We start from the raw sequence: 16930 nt of genomic DNA, 5'->3' as shown, positions 1-16930 counted from the left end.
CCATGCCAACCCACCATTCAGAACCTGGTCTTGCCGTGGCTTCATGCGGGGCTGCGAAACACCAGCAAAAAGGGCACGGCGAATGCCGTGCCCTCTTCGTGTGCCGGGACGCCGCGATCAGTCTTCGGCGGCGTCGTCCAGCAGCTGCTCGGCCTCAGCCACCAGGTTGTCCACGGTGAAGCCGAAGTGCTCGAACAGGTCGCCGGCCGGGGCGGACTCGCCGAAGGTGCTCATGCCGACGATGCGGCCCTCGAGGCCCACATACTTGTACCAGACGTCACGATGGCCGGCCTCGACGGCGATGCGGTTGCCGACTTCCGCCGGCAGCACGGCCTGGCGGTAGGCGGCGTCCTGGGCGTCGAAGGCGTCGGTGGAGGGCATCGACACCACGCGCACCGCGCGGCCCTGCTCGGTGAGGGCGGCGGCGGCGTCCATGGCCAGGCCGACCTCGGAGCCGGTGGCGATCAGGATCAGCTCGGGGGTGCCCTCGCAGTCCTTCAGGACGTAGCCGCCGTGCTGGATATCGGCCAGCTGCTGCTTGTCGCGGGCCTGGTGCGGCAGGCCCTGGCGCGACAGCACCAGGGCGGTGGGGCCGGCCTGGCGCTTGAGCGCGGCGTTCCAGGCGGCGGCGGTCTCGGTGGCGTCGCAGGGGCGCCAGGTGGAGAGGTTGGGGGTCGAGCGCAGGGTGGTCAGCTGTTCCACCGGCTGGTGGGTGGGGCCGTCCTCGCCCAGGCCGATGGAGTCGTGGGTGAACACGTACACCGCCCGCTGGCCCATCAGCGCCGCCATGCGCACGGCGTTGCGCATGTACTCCATGAAGATCAGGAAGGTGGCGCCGTAGGGGATGAAGCCGCCGTGCAGCACGATGCCGTTCATGATCGCGCCCATGCCGAACTCGCGCACGCCGTAGTGCAGGTAGTTGCCGGCGGGGGCCTCGGATGAGATCGCCTCGGCGCCCTTCCAGAAGGTCAGGTTGGAGGGCGCCAGGTCGGCGCTGCCGCCGAGCAGCTCGGGGAGCTGCGGGCCGAGCTCGTTGAGGCAGGCAAGCGACGCCTTGCGGCTGGCGATCGACTCGCCCTTGGCCTGGGCCTGCTCGATCAGCGCCTCGCTGGTCAGCTCGGCGGGCAGCTCGCCCTTCTGGCGGCGCAGGAACTCGCGGGCCAGCGCCGGATGGGCCTCGGCGTAGCGTTCGAAGCGGGCCTGCCAGTCGGCCTGGCGAGTGCGACCGGCCTCGGCGGCGTCCCAGCCCTGGTAGATGTCTTCCGGCACGTGGAAGGGCGCGTGGGGCCAGTCGAGGCGTTGGCGGGCCGCGGCGACCTCGTCCTCGCCGAGCGCGGCGCCGTGGCACTCTTCCTTGCCCTGCTTGTTGGGCGCGCCGAAGCCGATGATGGTGCGGCAGACGATCAGGCTGGGCTTGTCGTCGTGGCTGCGGGCCAGCTCGATGGCGGCCTTGACCGCCGCGGGGTCGTGGCCGTCGACGGCGGGCACCACGTGCCAGCCGTAGGCCTCGAAGCGCTTGGCGGTGTCGTCGGTGAACCAGCCCTCGACCTCGCCGTCGATGGAGATGCCGTTGTCGTCGTAGAAGGCGATCAGCTTGCCGAGCCGCTGGGTGCCGGCCAGCGAGCTGACCTCATGGGAGATGCCTTCCATCAGGCAGCCGTCGCCGACGAAGCAGTAGGTGTAGTGGTCGACGATGGTGTGGCCGGGGCGGTTGAACTGGGCGGCCAGGGTGCGTTCGGCGATGGCCATGCCCACGGCGTTGGCCAGGCCCTGGCCGAGCGGGCCGGTGGTGGTCTCGACGCCGGGGGCGTAGCCGAACTCGGGGTGGCCGGCGGTCTTCGAGTGCAGCTGGCGGAAGTTCTGCAGCTGCTCCAGGTCGAGGTCGTAGCCGGAGAGGTGGAGCAGGGAATAGAGCAGCATGGAGCCGTGGCCGTTGGAGAGCACGAAACGGTCGCGGTCGGGCCAGTGCGGGTCGGCCGGGTTGTGCTGCAGGTAGTCGTTCCACAGCACCTCGGCGATGTCGGCCATGCCCATGGGGGCGCCGGGGTGGCCGGAGTTGGCCTTCTGGACGGCATCCATGGACAGGGCGCGAATGGCATTGGCCAGTTCGAAACGGGACGGCATGGGGGTCAGCTCCTCGCCTGCGGCAGATAGTAGCGATGACGCTGCTCGGCCGGGGCGGCCGGGCATGGATTCTGGCTGGGATGCGCCGCGGGAGGGGCGGCGCGGTCGATTCAGGGCGCTTATTGTCGCCGAATGGGCCGCGGCCTTCAAATCGCCGCGGTGCCGGGCCCGCGGGGCGGCCTCGGCGCCGCGCGGAGCGCTAGGAAGCCCCGCGGCGAGCGTGTAGAATCCGGCCCCAGCCGGTCCGCCCGGGCCATGGCGCGTCATCTCCCGTCTCTCGGGGCCTGCGCCACTCCATATCACTCCGGCTTCGCGCCGAGATGCCGTCATCCCATTGCCAGAGGGTCGAGGACGCCATGAGCGAATACTCCCTGTTCACCTCCGAGTCCGTGTCCGAAGGGCACCCGGACAAGATCGCCGACCAGATCTCCGATGCGGTGCTCGACGCCATCATCGCCCGCGACAAGAACGCCCGGGTGGCCTGCGAGACCATGGTCAAGACCGGCGTGGCGATCGTCGCCGGCGAGATCACCACCGCCGCCTGGGTCGATCTGGAGGACCTGGTGCGCCGGGTGATTCTCGACATCGGCTATACCTCATCCGACGTCGGCTTCGACGGCGAGACCTGCGGGGTGCTGAACCTGATCGGCAAGCAGAGCGTGGACATCGCCCAGGGCGTCGACCGCTCGAAGCCCGAGGACCAGGGCGCCGGCGACCAGGGCCTGATGTTCGGCTACGCCACCGACGAGACCGACTCCTACATGCCGGCGCCGATCCACTACTCGCACCGGCTGGTGGAGCGCCAGGCCGAGCTGCGCCGCCACGGCCTGTTGCCCTGGCTGCGCCCGGACGCCAAGAGCCAGCTGACCTTCCGCTACGACGAGCACGGCAAGCCCTGCGCCGTCGATGCCGTGGTGCTGTCTACCCAGCACGATCCGGACATCGACCAGGAAGAGCTGCGCGAGATGGTCAAGCGCGAGATCATCGAGCAGGTGATCCCCGCCGAGTGGCTGACCGAGACCACCGAGTACCACATCAACCCGACCGGCAAGTTCGTGATCGGCGGCCCGGTGGGCGACTGCGGCCTGACCGGGCGCAAGATCATCGTCGACACCTACGGCGGCATGGCCCGCCACGGCGGCGGTGCCTTCTCCGGCAAGGATCCGTCCAAGGTCGACCGCAGCGCCGCCTACGCCGGCCGCTACGTGGCCAAGAACATCGTCGCCGCCGGCCTGGCCGAGCGCTGCGAGATCCAGGTCTCCTACGCCATCGGCGTGGCCGAGCCGACCTCGGTGTCGGTCAATACCTTCGGCACCGGCAAGATCAGCGACGAGCGCATCGTCGAGCTGGTGCGCGAGCACTTCGACCTGCGCCCCAACGCCATCACCCGCATGCTCGACCTGCTGCACCCCATGTACCGGCTGACCGCGGCCTATGGGCACTTCGGCCGCGAGCCCTTCGAGACCAGCTACACCTGGACCGATACTCAGGGCGAGCAGCACACCGAGACCTTCACCGCCTTCCCCTGGGAGAAGACGGACAAGGCCGACACGCTGCGCGCCGCCGCCGGCCTGTAAGCGCTCGGCGGCCGTCGCAGGCGTTGCCGATCTCGTACGTCGCTGATCTCGTACGAAAGAAGAGGGCCCCGCCCGGCATCGCCGGGCGGGGCCCTTTGCTAGGGTCGAGGCAATCCCCCGAGGGCCTCGCCATGCCTCGCCGCCTCGTGCTGTTGCTCTGGCTGTGTTCCCTGCCATTGGCCGCCGACGACTGTCCGGACTGGTCGGCCCCGCGCGCCGGGCAGGAGCTCGCGGCCCTCGAGGCGCGCCTGGCCGACTGGAACGCCGCCTATCGTCGCGACGGCGGCTCGCCGGTGAGCGATGCCGTCTATGACCAGGCCCGCGAGCGCCTCGATGTCTGGCGTCGCTGTTTTCCCGAGCAGTCCCCTGATGCGCCACCGCCCTCGACGGGCTCGACCGGCTCGGCCGGTGAGCGCGTTCATCCCGTCGCCCAGACCGGGCTCGACAAGCTCGATGGCGAGGACGCGGTGCGCGCCTGGCTGGCGCGTCGCGACGATGTCTGGCTGCAGCCCAAGGTGGACGGCGTGGCGGTGACCCTGGTGTACGAGGGTGGCCGACTGATCCGGGCGATCAGCCGCGGCGACGGCGAAAGCGGCCAGGACTGGACGGCCCGGGTGCGGCGGCTGCCCGCCGTGCCCGAGCGGCTGCCGCCCTCGGCCCCGGCGCGGGTGGTGCTGCAGGGCGAGCTGTATCGACGCCTCGATGGCCACGTTCAGGCGGAGGCCGGCGTTGCCGGGGCGCGCAGCGTCGTGGCCGGCTGGTTGGCCCGGGATCACCTGGCCGCCGGGCCGGCCGCCGAGATCGGTCTGTTCGTCTGGGCCTGGCCCGATGGGCCGGTGGCCATGAGCGACCGCCTGGCGGGGCTCGAGGCCCTGGGCTTCGTCGATACCGCCCTGTGGAGCCGTCCCGTGGCGACCCTGGACGAGGTGCGGCGGCTGCGCGAGGCCTGGTATCGCGGCGCCTTGCCCTTCGCCACCGATGGCGTGGTGCTCAAGCGGGGGCGTCGGCCGGAGGGCGAGCGCTGGCGCGCCGAGCCGCCCGGCTGGGCCGCGGCCTGGAAGTACCCGCCCCGCGAGGCGCTCGCCGAGGTGCGCGGGGTGGAGTTTCGCGTCGGCCGTACCGGACGCATCACGCCGCTGTTGCACCTGGTGCCGGTGACCCTCGATGGGCGGACCCTGAGGCGCGTCTCGGTGGGCTCGCTGGCCCGCTGGGAGACGCTGGACGCGCGCCCCGGCGATCGGGTGGTGGTGGCCCTGGCGGGGCTGACGATCCCTCGCCTCGAGGGCGTGGCCTGGCGGGCCCTCGAGCGTCCCGCGGTCACGCCGCCGTCGCCCGGCGACTATCACGCCCTGTCCTGCTGGCACCCCGAGCCGGGCTGCGAGGGGCAGTTCCTCGAGCGCCTGGACTGGCTGTCCGGCGATGCGGCGCTGGACATGCCCGGGCTGGGCCCGGGCACCTGGCGGGCCCTGGTCGAGGCCGGCCTGGTGCAGGGGCTGCTCGACTGGCGGTCGCTGGCGCCGGCCGACCTCGAGCGCGCGGACGGCATCGGCGAGGTGCGTGCCCGGCGGCTCGCCGAGCGCTTTTCCGACGCACGACGAAAGCCGTTCGCCGCCTGGCTCGAGGCCCTGGGGCCGCCGCCCGGCTGGGAGGCCGGCCGGGCGGCGGACTGGACGACGCTGGCCGGGCGCAGCGAGGCCGAGTGGCGGACCCTGCCCGGCGTGGGGCCGATGCGCGCCGATGAGCTGGCCGCCTTCTTCGACGATCCCGAGGTCAGGGCCCTGGCGGGCAGGCTCGGGGCGGCGGGCATCGCCGGTTTCGCGGCGGTGCCCCTGCGTTGATTGTTCGCGCCTCGGCGGGCTGCCTATAGTGAGGGTCACGCTTTTCGTCGAGAGAAGAGGTGACGCATGAACCAGCCCGCCGTATCCGCTCCCGCCGGGGACCACAAGGTGGCCGATATCGCCCTGGCCGACTGGGGGCGGCGCGAGATCCGCATCGCCGAGACCGAGATGCCGGCGCTGATGGCGATTCGCGAGCAGTATCGAAAGCGTCAGCCCCTGGCCGGGGCGCGCATCGCCGGCTGCATTCACATGACCATCCAGACCGCGGTGCTGATCGAGACCCTCGTCGATCTGGGGGCCACGGTGCGCTGGTCGTCGTGCAACATCTTCTCCACCCAGGACCACGCCGCCGCGGCCATCGCCGCCGCCGGCATCCCGGTGTTCGCCTGGAAGGGCGAGACGGAAGAGGAGTTCTGGTGGTGCATCGAGCAGACGGTGGCGGGCCCCGAGGGGTGGGCGCCCAACCTGGTGCTCGACGACGGCGGCGACCTCACCGCGCTGCTCCACGACAAGCGCCCCGAACTGCTCGACGCCGTCCACGGCATCAGCGAGGAGACCACCACCGGGGTGCATCGGCTGCTGGAGATGGCCAGGGCGGGCACGCTGCGGGTGCCGGCCATCAACGTCAACGACGCCGTGACCAAGTCCAAGAACGACAACAAGTACGGCTGTCGCCACTCGCTCAACGACGCCATCAAGCGCGCCACCGACCATCTGCTTTCCGGCAAGCAGGCGCTGGTGGTCGGCTACGGCGACGTCGGCAAGGGCTCGGCGGCCTCGCTGCGCCAGGAGGGCATGATCGTCAAGGTGGCCGAGATCGACCCGCTGTGCGCCATGCAGGCCTGCATGGACGGCTTCGAGGTGGTCTCGCCCTACCGCGACGGCGTCAACCGCGGCATGGAGAGCATCGACCGTGGGCTGCTCGCGCGCCTCGACCTGGTGGTGACCGCCACCGGCAACATCGACGCCTGCGACGCGCCCATGCTCAAGAGCCTCAAGCAGGGCTGCGTGGTGTGCAACATCGGCCACTTCGACAGCGAGATCGACACCGCCTACATGCGCCGCCAGTGGCACTGGGAGGAGGTCAAGCCCCAGGTGCACAAGGTCTACCGCGACAGCGACCCGGACGACTACGATCCGGAGAGCCGCGACTACCTGATCCTGCTCTCCGAGGGGCGGCTGGTGAACCTCGGCAATGCCACCGGCCACCCGTCGCGGGTCATGGACGGCTCCTTCGCCAACCAGGTGCTGGCGCAGCTCCACCTCTTCGAAGGACGCTTCGCCGAGCTGGACGCGTCCGAGCGGCGTGCGGCGCTCACCGTCTCGGTGTTGCCGCGCCACCTGGACGAGGAGGTCGCCCGCTACATGGTGGAAGGCTTCGGCGGGGTGATCACCCGCATGACCGACGCCCAGGCCGAGTACACCGGGGTGGCGGAGGAGGGGCCCTTCAAGCCCGATGGCTATCGCTATTGACGCCGGCGACAGGGCATCGTGATCGCAGCAGAGCGTGGGAATGTCATGGGGATTCGGGAGGGAGAGGTGGGGCTGGAACCGGCGCTCGAGGAGCGTCGCCAGCAGGCGCGCCTGAACGCTACCCTGCTGTGGTGCGCCGTCATCGCCCTGCCCTGTTACCTGCCCTTCGATTACTGGCTGGTGCCCGATCACTGGCCGGCGCTATGGGTCGGCCGACTTTCCACCGTGGCGGGGGTGATCGCCTGCCTGTGGTGGCAGCACGGGCGCCCGGAGCGCACCGAGCCCGCGCTGCTGGCGGGAGCGCTGATCGTCGAGCTGTTCATGTCCTGGGGGGCCTCGCAGATCGGCGATTCCCACACCTTCTTCTACTGGAACCAGAGCATGGTGCTGGCCATGTTCGTGCTGTTGCCGGTGGCGACGGTCTGGCACTGGACCAACATGCTGGTCCACAACCTCTTCATGGTGGTGGTCTATGGCCTGTGCTTCGTGGTGTGGAGCCCCTTCGGCATCGGCGAGCTGTTCCGGTACGGCGGCGCCTTCCTGCTGCTCGGCTTGCTGATCTCGCCGCTGCTGTCCCAGGTGCGCCATTTCAACTTCACTCGAGCGGCCCGTCTGCGCGGCGAGCTATATCGGCGCAACGCCGAACTGACGGCGGCCAACGAGCTGCTCGCTCGGCAGCACGAGGAACTGTTGCACCTGGCCAACTTCGACGTCATGACGGGCTTGTGCAATCGGCGTCGCGGCATGGCATTCCTCGAGGGCGCGCTGGCCGACTGTCGATGCGCCGGGCACCCGATATCGGTGATGCTGATCGATGTCGATGGCCTCAAGGGCGTCAACGATACCCTGGGGCATGCGGTCGGTGATCGCCTGATTTGCCGTGTCGCCACGATCCTCGAGGAACTGGTGGGCGAGGGCGAGCTCGCTTGCCGCCTGGGGGGCGACGAGTTCCTGGCGGTCATGCCCAGCGTTGCCGAGCCCGAGTCCCGCGAGCGGGCCGCGCACCTGGCCCGGCGGCTGGCCGCGACGCGGTTCGATAACGCCCCCGACACCGCGGTGACAGCCAGCGTCGGTATCGCCACCCATGACCCTTGTCGGGAGGATCCGGTCGGCATGGATGCGCTGATCGCGCGCGCCGACCGCAGGATGTATACCCACAAGCGGCACGTCCGGCGGCGCCGTGAGGGCGGCGAGGCATCGTCCCCCGGCGATGGTCCGGCGTGGGGAGAGATTCCCTGACTCGCAGGCCGATGCCGCGGGGCCGTCATGGGGCCGTCATGGGGGCGTCACGATGGCGTCACCCCGGGCTGAGACGCTGAGCGGGCATTTCGAGGAGGCCGCCCCATGACCCCAGTCCCGATCCCCCGTGCCCGCACCCTCTTCGTGTCCGATGTCCACCTCGGCACCCGGGACTGCCAGGCCGCCCTGCTGGCCAGCCTACTGCGCCGAGTGCGCCCCGAGCGCCTCTATCTGGTCGGCGATATCGTCGACCTGATCGCCATGCAGAAGCGGGCGGTGCTGCCGCCCGCCCAGCAGCGCCTGGCGGCGCGGCTGCTGCGGCTGGCCCGCGGCGGCTGCGAGATCATCTACATCCCCGGCAACCACGACGCCGCCCTGCGTCGGCTGTGCGGCCTGCGGGTCCATCGGGTGCGCATCGAGCGACGCGCCATCCACGTCACCGCCGACGGCCGGCGGCTGCTGGTCAGCCACGGCGACGAGTTCGATACTCACGTGCGCATCACGCCCTGGATGCTGGCCCTGGGCGACGGCATGCACCAGTTCGTGCTGGCCCTCAATCGCTGGTGCAATCGCGCCCGGGGCCTGTTTGGGCTGCCCTACTGGTCGCTGGCCAGCGCGCTGAAACGCCGGGTCGGCGCGGCGCAGCGCTACGTCGCCCAGTTCGAGCAGGCCGCCCTGCATCAGGCGGAACGGGAAGGGCTCGACGGCTACGTCGGCGGCCATATCCACAAGGCCGGCTTTCGCGCGCGCAACGGCGTGCTCTACTGCAACGATGGCGACTGGGTGGAGCACTGCACGGCGCTGCTGGAGACGCCGGACGGCCGCTTGCAGCTGATCGACTGGCGGGGCGAGTTGATCGAACGGGAGCCTGGGATGATCGCCGCCCCCGTCGACGAGGCGTCGCCGCTGGCCGTCGCCGCCGGCGGTGCCCCCACCACCTGAGGCACCGGGTGGCCGGCCTCAGTCGGCGACAAAGGCGAGCAGGCGCCCGCAGACCAGGGCGGCCAGCCACAGTAGCAGCGACGCGCCGCCGGCCAGCCCCAGGTGGCGCCGCGTGGCCCCGGCGAGCCCCGGGCCGAGGTTCAGCCACAGGGCGTTGGCGATGGCCAGGGCGACCAGGCCCAGCTTGAGCAGGAACAGCGGCATCGCCAGGTAGTCGCCGGGGGCGGCGAGCAACAGCAGGACGCCGCTGACCAGCGCCAGGCCGAGCCCGAGCATGGCCGGCGGCTGCAGCAGCCGGACCGCATCTTCCAGGGACACCCCGGGATGGCGGCCCAGCAGGCGCAGGTCCAGGGGCAGGATCGCTCCCACCAGCAGGGCGATGCCCAGCACATGCAGGGTGTTGACGCCGGCATATCCCCAGTGGGACAGCCGCATCCATTCGGCCAGCGCCGTCTCCGAGAGCAGGGCGACCAGGCTATCCATGCCGTGTGGCGGAAGGACGACTCACAGGCGGTCCGGGTAGAGCGGGTAGGCCTCGCCGTCGATCCACAGCTGCACGGCCTTGAGCCGCGTCTCGTCGGGGTCGCGGGAGGGCGCGCCGAGGACCCGGATCTCCACGCCCTCGATCAGGTCGCCGTCCTCGAGACCGGCGCGCCGATTCCGCCAGGGCTGGCCGACTTCCACCGTCCAGGCGGTGCCGTCCACGTCCAGGCTCAACTGCCCGTGGGGATTGCCCAGTCGCGCCGCGGTGATGGTGCCGGTCAGCTCGATCGACTCGTCTTCGGCCCAGGCCCAGCCATGATGGGCCTGGACGGGGAGCGCGAGGACGGCCAGCAGGGCCAGCAGCAGGCCGATACAGGTGCGTCGCATCATGGGGCGGCCTCCGAGTGATGGATGGCGGGGGTACGGGTAACCATAGTCCGCTCCCGACGCGGCCGCCCACCCGGCGCCGCGCCGGGCTCAGTCGGTGTGGTCGTCGTCCAGGGCCAGGCGTTGGCAGGCCGCCAGCACCTCCTCGGCCAGGGCATCGTCGTTGAGGGTGCGGGCGATGGCCATGCCGCCGATCATGCTGACCGCGCGCTGCAGGGCCCGCCGTCGGTCCTCCCCGGGAGGCCAGCAATGACTCACGAAGCCGGCGAACAGGCGGGTATAGGCCTCGCGCACCCGCTCGTCCTGCTGGGCCACGTCGCTGACCAGGCAGGCCAATGGGCAGTTCACGTCGTCGCCGCGACGATGGCCATCGCTCAGATAGGCGGTCACCCGCTCCCGCGGCGCGATGTCCCCGAGGCGCGCCAGGCTGGTGAGGGCGGCGTGGCCCAGCGCCTCGGCATAGAGCTCGCCCTTGGAGGAGAAGTGGGCATAGAAGGCGCCGCGGGTCAGCTCGGCGTGGCGCATCACCTCGTCGATGCTGGTGCCCGCGAAGCCGTGGCGCGTGAACAGGGTCGCGGCGGCATCGAGGATCTGGCGACGCGTGCGGGGCTTGTGCTCGGCGCTCCAGGGCATGGGCATTCCTCCGTTGAAGATGGCCTCCGGGCTCGGTCGGGCTCGCGGCCGGCAGCGCCCAGGGTGGCATCGAAACACTATATGTTCTTGAACATATGGTGTCGCGGGCTAGCCTGCGATCATCCCCCCACGCCAGGAGTGACCCCGAATGACCGCTTCCGTGCATATCGTCGGCCCCCAGTTCAGCAGCTTCGTGCGCAGCGTCCAGCTGTGCTGCGAGGAGAAGGGCATCGCCTATACCCTGGGTGCCGAGGCCGACGGCCGCCCCCTGACCCTGCATTCGCCCGAACACTATGCCCTGCACCCCTTCGGCAAGGTGCCGATCCTGCTGCACGGCGAGCGCCGCCTGATCGAGACGCCGAGCATCTGTCGTTACCTGGACGCGGCCTTCGACGGCCCCGCCCTGCAGCCCGCGGACCCTTGGCAGCGGGCACGGGTCGACCAGTGGACGACCGTCCTGGCCGGCTACGTGGACCAGGCCCTGGTGCGACGCTACCTGCTGGAGTTCGTGTTTCCCAAGGGCGAGGACGGGGCCGTGCGCGAGGAGGCGGTGGCCGCGGCCCAGCCCGGGGTGGCCCGGGCGCTGGGCGTGCTGGAGGGGCAGCTGACCGAGGGCGACTACCTGGTCGGCGACGACTTCTCCATCGCCGATGCCATCGCCGCGCCGATGCTCGACTACCTGGCCGGATTGCCTGCCGCCCGGGCCTTCCTCGCCGAGACCCCGCGCCTGGTGGCCTACGTCGATCGACTGCGGGCCCGGCCCGCCGCGGCGCGGGTGCTGGTGGCGCTGGACGCGGGGCGTGGCTAGCCGCCCACCAGCGGCAGCATCCATCCCAGATACCAGGGGATCAGCAGCGGCGCGGCCAGGGTGGTGAGCAGCACCGCCAGGGCCCCCTTCTCCGGGGCGATGCCCAGCTCCATGGCCACCACCACCACGTTGGCGGCCATGGGCACCACCCCCACCAGCAGCAGTGCCATGGCCAGCGCCGGCGCGAGGCCGACCGTGGCCTGGAGCACGACCACTGCCCCCAGGGCGAGCAGCGGCCAGAGCGCGTAGCGCACCGCCACGCAGGCGCCGATGAAGCGCCAGTCGAACTGCCGCACCGTCACCCGCCCCAGGGTCATGCCGATGATCATCATGCCGAGCAGGGTATAGGTCGGCGGGAAGACCTCCAGGCCCTCCATGAGCGCCGCCGGCATCTCGACCCCGCTCCCCTCGACCAGCAGCGCGGCCAGGAAGGCGTAGATCAGCGGCAGGCGCAGGATCTTGGCCAGGCTGTCGCGCATCGAGAAGCGCCCGCGCGCGCTGAGGTAGAAGCCGAGGGTGAACTCGTAGAGGGTCACGCCCAGCACGCCGAACAGGTAGAGGGTCACGCCCTCCGGCGGCAGCAGCACCAGCGCCACCGGCAGGCCGAAGTAGCCGGTGTTGCCGGTACCCGCGGAGAAGGCCAGCACCGCTCCTTCCTCGCCGGGCAGGGCGCGGCGCGCCAGCCGGCTGACGGTCAGCGCCACCAGGCTGGCGGTGGCGAACAGCGCCGCGGTGACCAGCAGGTAGCCCGGCGTCGGGCCGCCGAGGATCAGGCCGCGGAAGAAGGTCAGCGGAGCGATCAGGTAGATCAGCAGGGTGGCGATGGGGCGGGGATCCACGGCCAGGCGCCGGGCCGCCAGCCAGCCCAGGCCGACGAAGGCCAGCAGCGTCCAGAGCGGGCCCATGAGGGTAGTGGGGTCGAGGGTCATGCGTCGCCTTCCTTGTCGAGCGAGCCGTTCATGATGCCTGGCCGGGGCGAGGCTGTCAGGCGACCCTGGAAGCCCTATATTTCTTATGGTTATTAGCTGTCTGCTTTTTATATGAAAGAAATCGATGCACAATGGCGAAACTTTCATTGGCCGCCACGGCGTCGACTCATCACAATGGCGCCATGCACCTGCCGCCCGCGGCATCACCCGTCACCGCTCCACCAGGAGGACCCGATCGATGAGCGCACAAGAGCATCCGCTGGGGATCAGCTTCGAATTCTTTCCGCCCAACACCGACGCCGGGCGCGAGAAGCTGATGCATGCCCGCGATGCCCTGGCTGCCCGTCGGCCGCGGTTCTTCTCGGTGACCTATGGCGCCGGGGGCTCCACTCAGCACCGCACCCTGAACACCGTGCGGGCGGTGCGCGAGTCCGGTTTCACGACGGCGCCGCACCTGTCCTGCATCGGCAGCGAGAAGGCGGCGCTGCGTGACCTGCTCGCCCAGTATCGCGAGGAGGGCATCGACAGCCTGGTGGCCCTGCGCGGCGACCTGCCGTCCGGCATGGGCGGGGTCGGCGAGCTGCGCTACGCCAACGAACTGGTCGAGTTCATCCGCGAGGAGACCGGTGACCATTTCGAGATCGCCGTGGCCGCCTATCCGGAGTCTCATCCACAGGCCCCCAGCTTCGATCGCGATGTGGAAAACTTCGCCCGCAAGATGCAGGCCGGCGCGGATCTCGCCATCACCCAGTACTTCTTCACCGCCGAGGCCTACTTCCACTTCGTCGAACGGGCCCGCGCCCTGGGCGTCGAGGCGCCGATCGTGCCCGGCATCATGCCGATCACCAACTACACCAAGCTGGCGCGCTTCTCCGATGCCTGCGGTGCCGAGATCCCGCGCTGGATCCGCAAGCAGCTGGAGGCCTACGGCGACGACAGCGAGGCCATCGCCGCCTTCGGCGAAGAGGTGATCTCGCGGCTGTGTCAGCAGCTGCTCGACGGGGGCGCGCCGGGGCTACACTTCTACACCTTGAACCAGTCCGCGCCGACGCTGAAGGTGCTGGACAACGTCTGCGGCTGATTCTTCAGCTTGGCATGAAAAGGGCCCGCCGAAATGGCGGGCCCTTTGCGTTGGCAGACACGGTTGGCGTCAGTTAGACGTCGCCGGGCGTGGTGTGCCGCCGCCGTGGCGGCCGCGCTGCATCAGCAGCAGCGCGGCGCCGATGGCCAGCCCCGCCACGTCGGTGACGATGCCGCCATAGATCATGCACAGCGCACCGACCAGCATCGCCAGGCGCTGCCAGGCCTTCACCGGGCCGAAGAACCAGGCCTGGACGGTGGCCGACAGCAGCACGATGCCCAGGGTCGCGGTCACGCCGACCCGCAGGATCTGCAGCCAGGAGCCCTCCATCAGCATCGCCGGGCTGTAGAAGAACATGAACGGCACGATGAACGCCGCCAGGCCGATCTTGAACGACGCCACCGAGGTGCCCATCGCCCGGTCGCCGGAGATGCCCGCCGCCGCATAGGAGGCCAGGGCCACCGGCGGGGTGATCGCCGAGACCACCGCGAAGTAGAACACGAAGAAGTGCGCCACCAGCGGCTGGATGCCGATCTCGATCAGGCCCGGGGCCACCACCGAGGCGGCCACCGCATAGGCGGCCGTGGTCGGCATGCCCATGCCCAGCAGGATCGAGATACACATGGCGAAGAACAGCGCCAGCAGCTGGCTGACCCCGGCCAGGCCGAGCAGCAGCGAGGAGAAGCGCGCGCCCACGCCGGTCAGGGCGATGACGCCGACGATCAGGCCGGCGCAGGCGCACACGGCGATGATCTGGATCGCCATGCTGCCGGCCAGGTGCAGGGCGCGCAGGATCGCCTGGATACCCATCTTGTTGGGCGAGATCCAGCTCACCACGGCCGCCGAGGCGGTGGCCAGGGTACCGGCGCGGATCACCGAGTAGCCCATGAACAGCGCGGCGATCAGGATGATGATCGGCGCGAACAGGTAGACCTGCTTGACCAGGCGGCGGAACTGCGGGATCTCCTCCTTGCGCATGCCGCGCATGCCCTTGCGGGCCGCCTCGAAGTCGACCATGCAGTAGATCGACAGGAAGTAGAGGATGGCGGGAATCAGCGCCGCCACGGCGATCTCGGTGTAGGGGATGCCGGTGACCTCGGCCATGATGAAGGCCCCAGCGCCCATGATCGGCGGCATGATCTGGCCGCCGGTGGAGGCGGCGGCCTCGATGGCCCCGGCGCTGCGGGCCGGATAGCCGACCTTCTTCATCAGCGGGATGGTCAGCGAGCCGGTGGACACCACGTTGCCGGCGCTGGTGCCGTTGATCATGCCCATCAGTCCGGAGGCGAAGATCGACACCTTGGCGGGCCCCCCGCGGGCCCGGCCGGCGGCGGCGAAGGCGAAGTTGACGAAATAGTCGCCGACCTTCGAGGCCTGCAGGAAGGCGGCGAAGATGATGAACAGGATGATGTAGGTGGACGAGACCGCGGTGGTCGGCCCGAGGATGCCGGCGTCGGTGTAGACCTGGCTGAAGAAACGGCCCACCGAGAGCCCCGGGTAGCCGAGGAAGCCCGGCAGGTAAGGGCCGGCGAAGACGTAACCCAGGAAGATCGCCGAGATGATCACCAGCGCCAGGCCGGCCACGCGGCGGGTCAGCTCGAGGATCAGCAGCGACCCGGCGATCGCCGCGTAGGAGATGCCCATGGGCGCGAAGGAAGTACCGGTGGAGGCGCGCAACGGGCTGTTGAACATCACCAGCAGGTAGCCGGCCACGGCCAGGGCGCAGACCATCAGCACCAGGTCGGGCGGCGACAGGCGGTCGCGCACCTGGCGATAGCTCCAGGACAGCACGATGCCGGCGCAGGTGGCCAGGATCAGCGGATAGCCGAAGTGCCAGGCCTCGATCTCGGGGGCGATGCGCATGGCCCCGTCGTTCATCGCCTGGTACATCATCGCCACCCGGACCAGGGCGTAGAGCGCCGGCACCAGCAGGGCGTAGCCGAGCCCGGCCAGCCAGGCCGGAGAGCGCTGGTGGTCGCTGTCGGCGAAGCGCGTGCCGGCATAGAGGCCGTAGCCGAGGATCAGCGCCCCGCAGATGTGCAGGATGCGGAACGACCAGGTCTCGAGCGGGTAGACGTTGAGCGAGATCAGGTGGAAGAGCGAATAGGCGATGGCCAGGATGCCGAACAGCAGCCAGTGACCGCCGTGGTAGAGGCGCCGGTTGGGCTCGGCGGCGACCTCGTCGACGCCTTCGGCGTTGACGGCCTGGACGTCTTCGACCTCGTCACGGGATTCGGGAGTATGCGACATGAAAACACCCTTGGGTGTGGGACGGAGGAGCAGCGGGCCGCCCCGCCTCGGCGGGGCCGGTGCGGGACGGCGGGAGGGAGACGGCTTACAGCTTCAGGTTGTCGGGAATCTCGTAGCCGTTCTCCTCGAACCAGCGCACCGCACCCGGGTGGAAGGGCAGCACGGTGTTGTACTCGAGGTTTTCCGGCACGCTGAACTCGGCGCTGCGATGGATATCGCGCATCCGGTCGTTGTTCTCCATGCTCAGCTTGGTGACCTCGTAGACCAGGTCTTCGGGCAGGTCGCAGCCGGCGATGGTGAAGTTCCACATGGACACGGCCCGAGCGTCTTCCTCGAGGGTCTGGTAGGTGCTGGCCGGGATCTGGAAGGCGGAGACCGGATACTCCTCCATCACCTTCGCCTGCTCTTCTTCGGTGAACTCGATGATGTTGACGTCGGTCTGCACCTCGAGCTGGCTGACGGCGGGAATCGGGATGCCGGCGGCGAAGGCGATGACGTCGATCAGGCCATCCTGCAGCTGGCCGCCCAGGTCGTTCCAGCCGCCGTTGCGACGCTCGAACTCGACGCCCAGGGTCTCGAGCATGGCCGGGAAGTAGGTGTCGGAGGTGGAGGCCGCCGGGCCGAAGCCGATGCTGGCGCCGTCGGGGATGTCGGAGATCGATTCGATGCCGCTGTCGGCCAGGGTGGTGATGGAGAACGGCGTCTCGTACATCGGGAACAGCGCGCAGACGTTGTCCATCTTCACGCCCGGCGCCAGGGCGCTCTTGCCTGCCACGGCGTCGGCGGCCGGGCCCATGGTGGTCAGGCCGAAGGCGACGTCGCCGCCATGCACCAGGGCCAGGTTCTGGTTGGGGCCGCCGGTGACCTCGCCGCCGCCGGACAGGCCCAGCTCGTCGGCGATCAGGTTGGCCCAGCCGGAACCGTAGACGAAGTAGGTGCCGCCCTGGCTGGCGGTGCCCACGGTGAAGCTCTCCGGCCAGTCGCTGCGATCGGCCTGGGCGCTGCCGGCGACCAGCATGGCGCCGGCCAGGGTGCCGGTGAGGATCCGGGTAGTGGTAGACATGGCGTGTCTCCGTTGCATTGTTGGTGTTGGTCGGCCCGGCGTCGGTCGCGCGGGCCATCTTGCGACACCCTGAGGATAGCAAGTGATATTCCACAACGGAGAA

General features: G+C 70.0%; 14 protein-coding genes. 7 read left to right on the top strand and 7 right to left on the bottom strand.

The annotated features are described in order from the left end of the window. Positions 1-117 precede the first annotated feature (117 nt). Positions 118-2124, bottom strand: a complete 2007-nt coding sequence (gene tkt, locus ACXAFN_RS10265) for a transketolase (protein WP_474988429.1) — start codon at positions 2122-2124, stop codon at positions 118-120. 356 nt (positions 2125-2480) lie between these two features. On the opposite strand from tkt, the gene metK reads away from it, so the two are divergent. The 5 genes from metK to ACXAFN_RS10240 all read left to right on the top strand — a co-directional run bounded on the left by metK (position 2481) and on the right by ACXAFN_RS10240 (position 9193). After that, positions 2481-3701: a methionine adenosyltransferase gene (gene metK, locus ACXAFN_RS10260; protein ID WP_474988428.1), complete on the top strand. Its 1221-nt coding sequence runs from the start codon at positions 2481-2483 to the stop codon at positions 3699-3701. 131 nt (positions 3702-3832) lie between these two features. Continuing rightward, positions 3833-5539 carry an NAD-dependent DNA ligase LigB gene (gene ligB / locus ACXAFN_RS10255; protein ID WP_474988426.1) on the top strand — a complete coding sequence of 569 codons (1707 nt, stop codon included), beginning with the start codon at positions 3833-3835 and terminating at the stop codon, positions 5537-5539. Positions 5540-5605: 66 nt separating this feature from the next. Next, positions 5606-7012, top strand: coding sequence for an adenosylhomocysteinase (ahcY, locus tag ACXAFN_RS10250; RefSeq protein ID WP_474988425.1), 1407 nt, complete (start codon positions 5606-5608; stop codon positions 7010-7012). Between the two features lie 45 nt (positions 7013-7057). Beyond that, the gene (locus ACXAFN_RS10245) at positions 7058-8251 is read left to right on the top strand and encodes a GGDEF domain-containing protein (protein ID WP_474988423.1); all 1194 of its coding nucleotides are present in this window, start codon (positions 7058-7060) and stop codon (positions 8249-8251) included. Between the two features lie 105 nt (positions 8252-8356). Beyond that, positions 8357-9193, top strand: coding sequence for a UDP-2,3-diacylglucosamine diphosphatase (locus tag ACXAFN_RS10240; RefSeq protein WP_474988422.1), 837 nt, complete (start codon positions 8357-8359; stop codon positions 9191-9193). A gap of 18 nt (positions 9194-9211) precedes the next feature. Here the strand turns inward: ACXAFN_RS10240 and ACXAFN_RS10235 are convergent, their stop codons facing one another. The 3 genes from ACXAFN_RS10235 to ACXAFN_RS10225 form a co-directional block, all read right to left on the bottom strand. Beyond that, positions 9212-9676 carry a hypothetical protein gene (locus ACXAFN_RS10235; protein ID WP_474988420.1) on the bottom strand — a complete coding sequence of 155 codons (465 nt, stop codon included), beginning with the start codon at positions 9674-9676 and terminating at the stop codon, positions 9212-9214. Between the two features lie 21 nt (positions 9677-9697). Next, the gene (locus tag ACXAFN_RS10230) at positions 9698-10066 is read right to left on the bottom strand and encodes a DUF6152 family protein (protein ID WP_474988418.1); all 369 of its coding nucleotides are present in this window, start codon (positions 10064-10066) and stop codon (positions 9698-9700) included. A gap of 87 nt (positions 10067-10153) precedes the next feature. Continuing rightward, positions 10154-10696 (bottom strand): TetR/AcrR family transcriptional regulator, encoded by a 543-nt coding sequence (locus ACXAFN_RS10225; protein ID WP_474988417.1) that lies wholly within the window; start codon positions 10694-10696, stop codon positions 10154-10156. Positions 10697-10844: 148 nt separating this feature from the next. Between ACXAFN_RS10225 and ACXAFN_RS10220 the strand changes: the two genes are divergently transcribed. Next, positions 10845-11504, top strand: a complete 660-nt coding sequence (locus ACXAFN_RS10220) for a glutathione S-transferase family protein (protein ID WP_474988416.1) — start codon at positions 10845-10847, stop codon at positions 11502-11504. Here ACXAFN_RS10220 and ACXAFN_RS10215 read toward each other — a convergent pair. After that, positions 11501-12433 (bottom strand): AEC family transporter, encoded by a 933-nt coding sequence (locus ACXAFN_RS10215; RefSeq protein WP_474988414.1) that lies wholly within the window; start codon positions 12431-12433, stop codon positions 11501-11503. The two genes, ACXAFN_RS10220 and ACXAFN_RS10215, sit on opposite strands and share 4 nt — an antisense overlap. A 238-nt stretch (positions 12434-12671) precedes the next feature. Here ACXAFN_RS10215 and metF point away from each other — a divergent pair, with 238 nt between their 5' ends. Continuing rightward, positions 12672-13514, top strand: a complete 843-nt coding sequence (metF, locus tag ACXAFN_RS10210) for a methylenetetrahydrofolate reductase [NAD(P)H] (protein ID WP_474988412.1) — start codon at positions 12672-12674, stop codon at positions 13512-13514. Between the two features lie 69 nt (positions 13515-13583). Here metF and ACXAFN_RS10205 read toward each other — a convergent pair whose 3' ends face one another. Next, positions 13584-15764 (bottom strand): TRAP transporter permease, encoded by a 2181-nt coding sequence (locus ACXAFN_RS10205; RefSeq protein WP_474988410.1) that lies wholly within the window; start codon positions 15762-15764, stop codon positions 13584-13586. An 85-nt stretch (positions 15765-15849) separates the two neighbouring features. Beyond that, on the bottom strand, positions 15850-16827 hold the full coding sequence (locus ACXAFN_RS10200) for a TAXI family TRAP transporter solute-binding subunit (protein WP_474988408.1): 978 nt from the start codon (positions 16825-16827) through the stop codon (positions 15850-15852). Positions 16828-16930 lie beyond the last annotated feature (103 nt).

The sequence above is a fragment of the Halomonas sp. ABH4_019 genome (assembly GCF_056159885.1).
The sequence above is the reverse complement of the archived record's forward strand: the minus strand, read 5'-3'. Positions and strand labels throughout refer to the sequence as shown.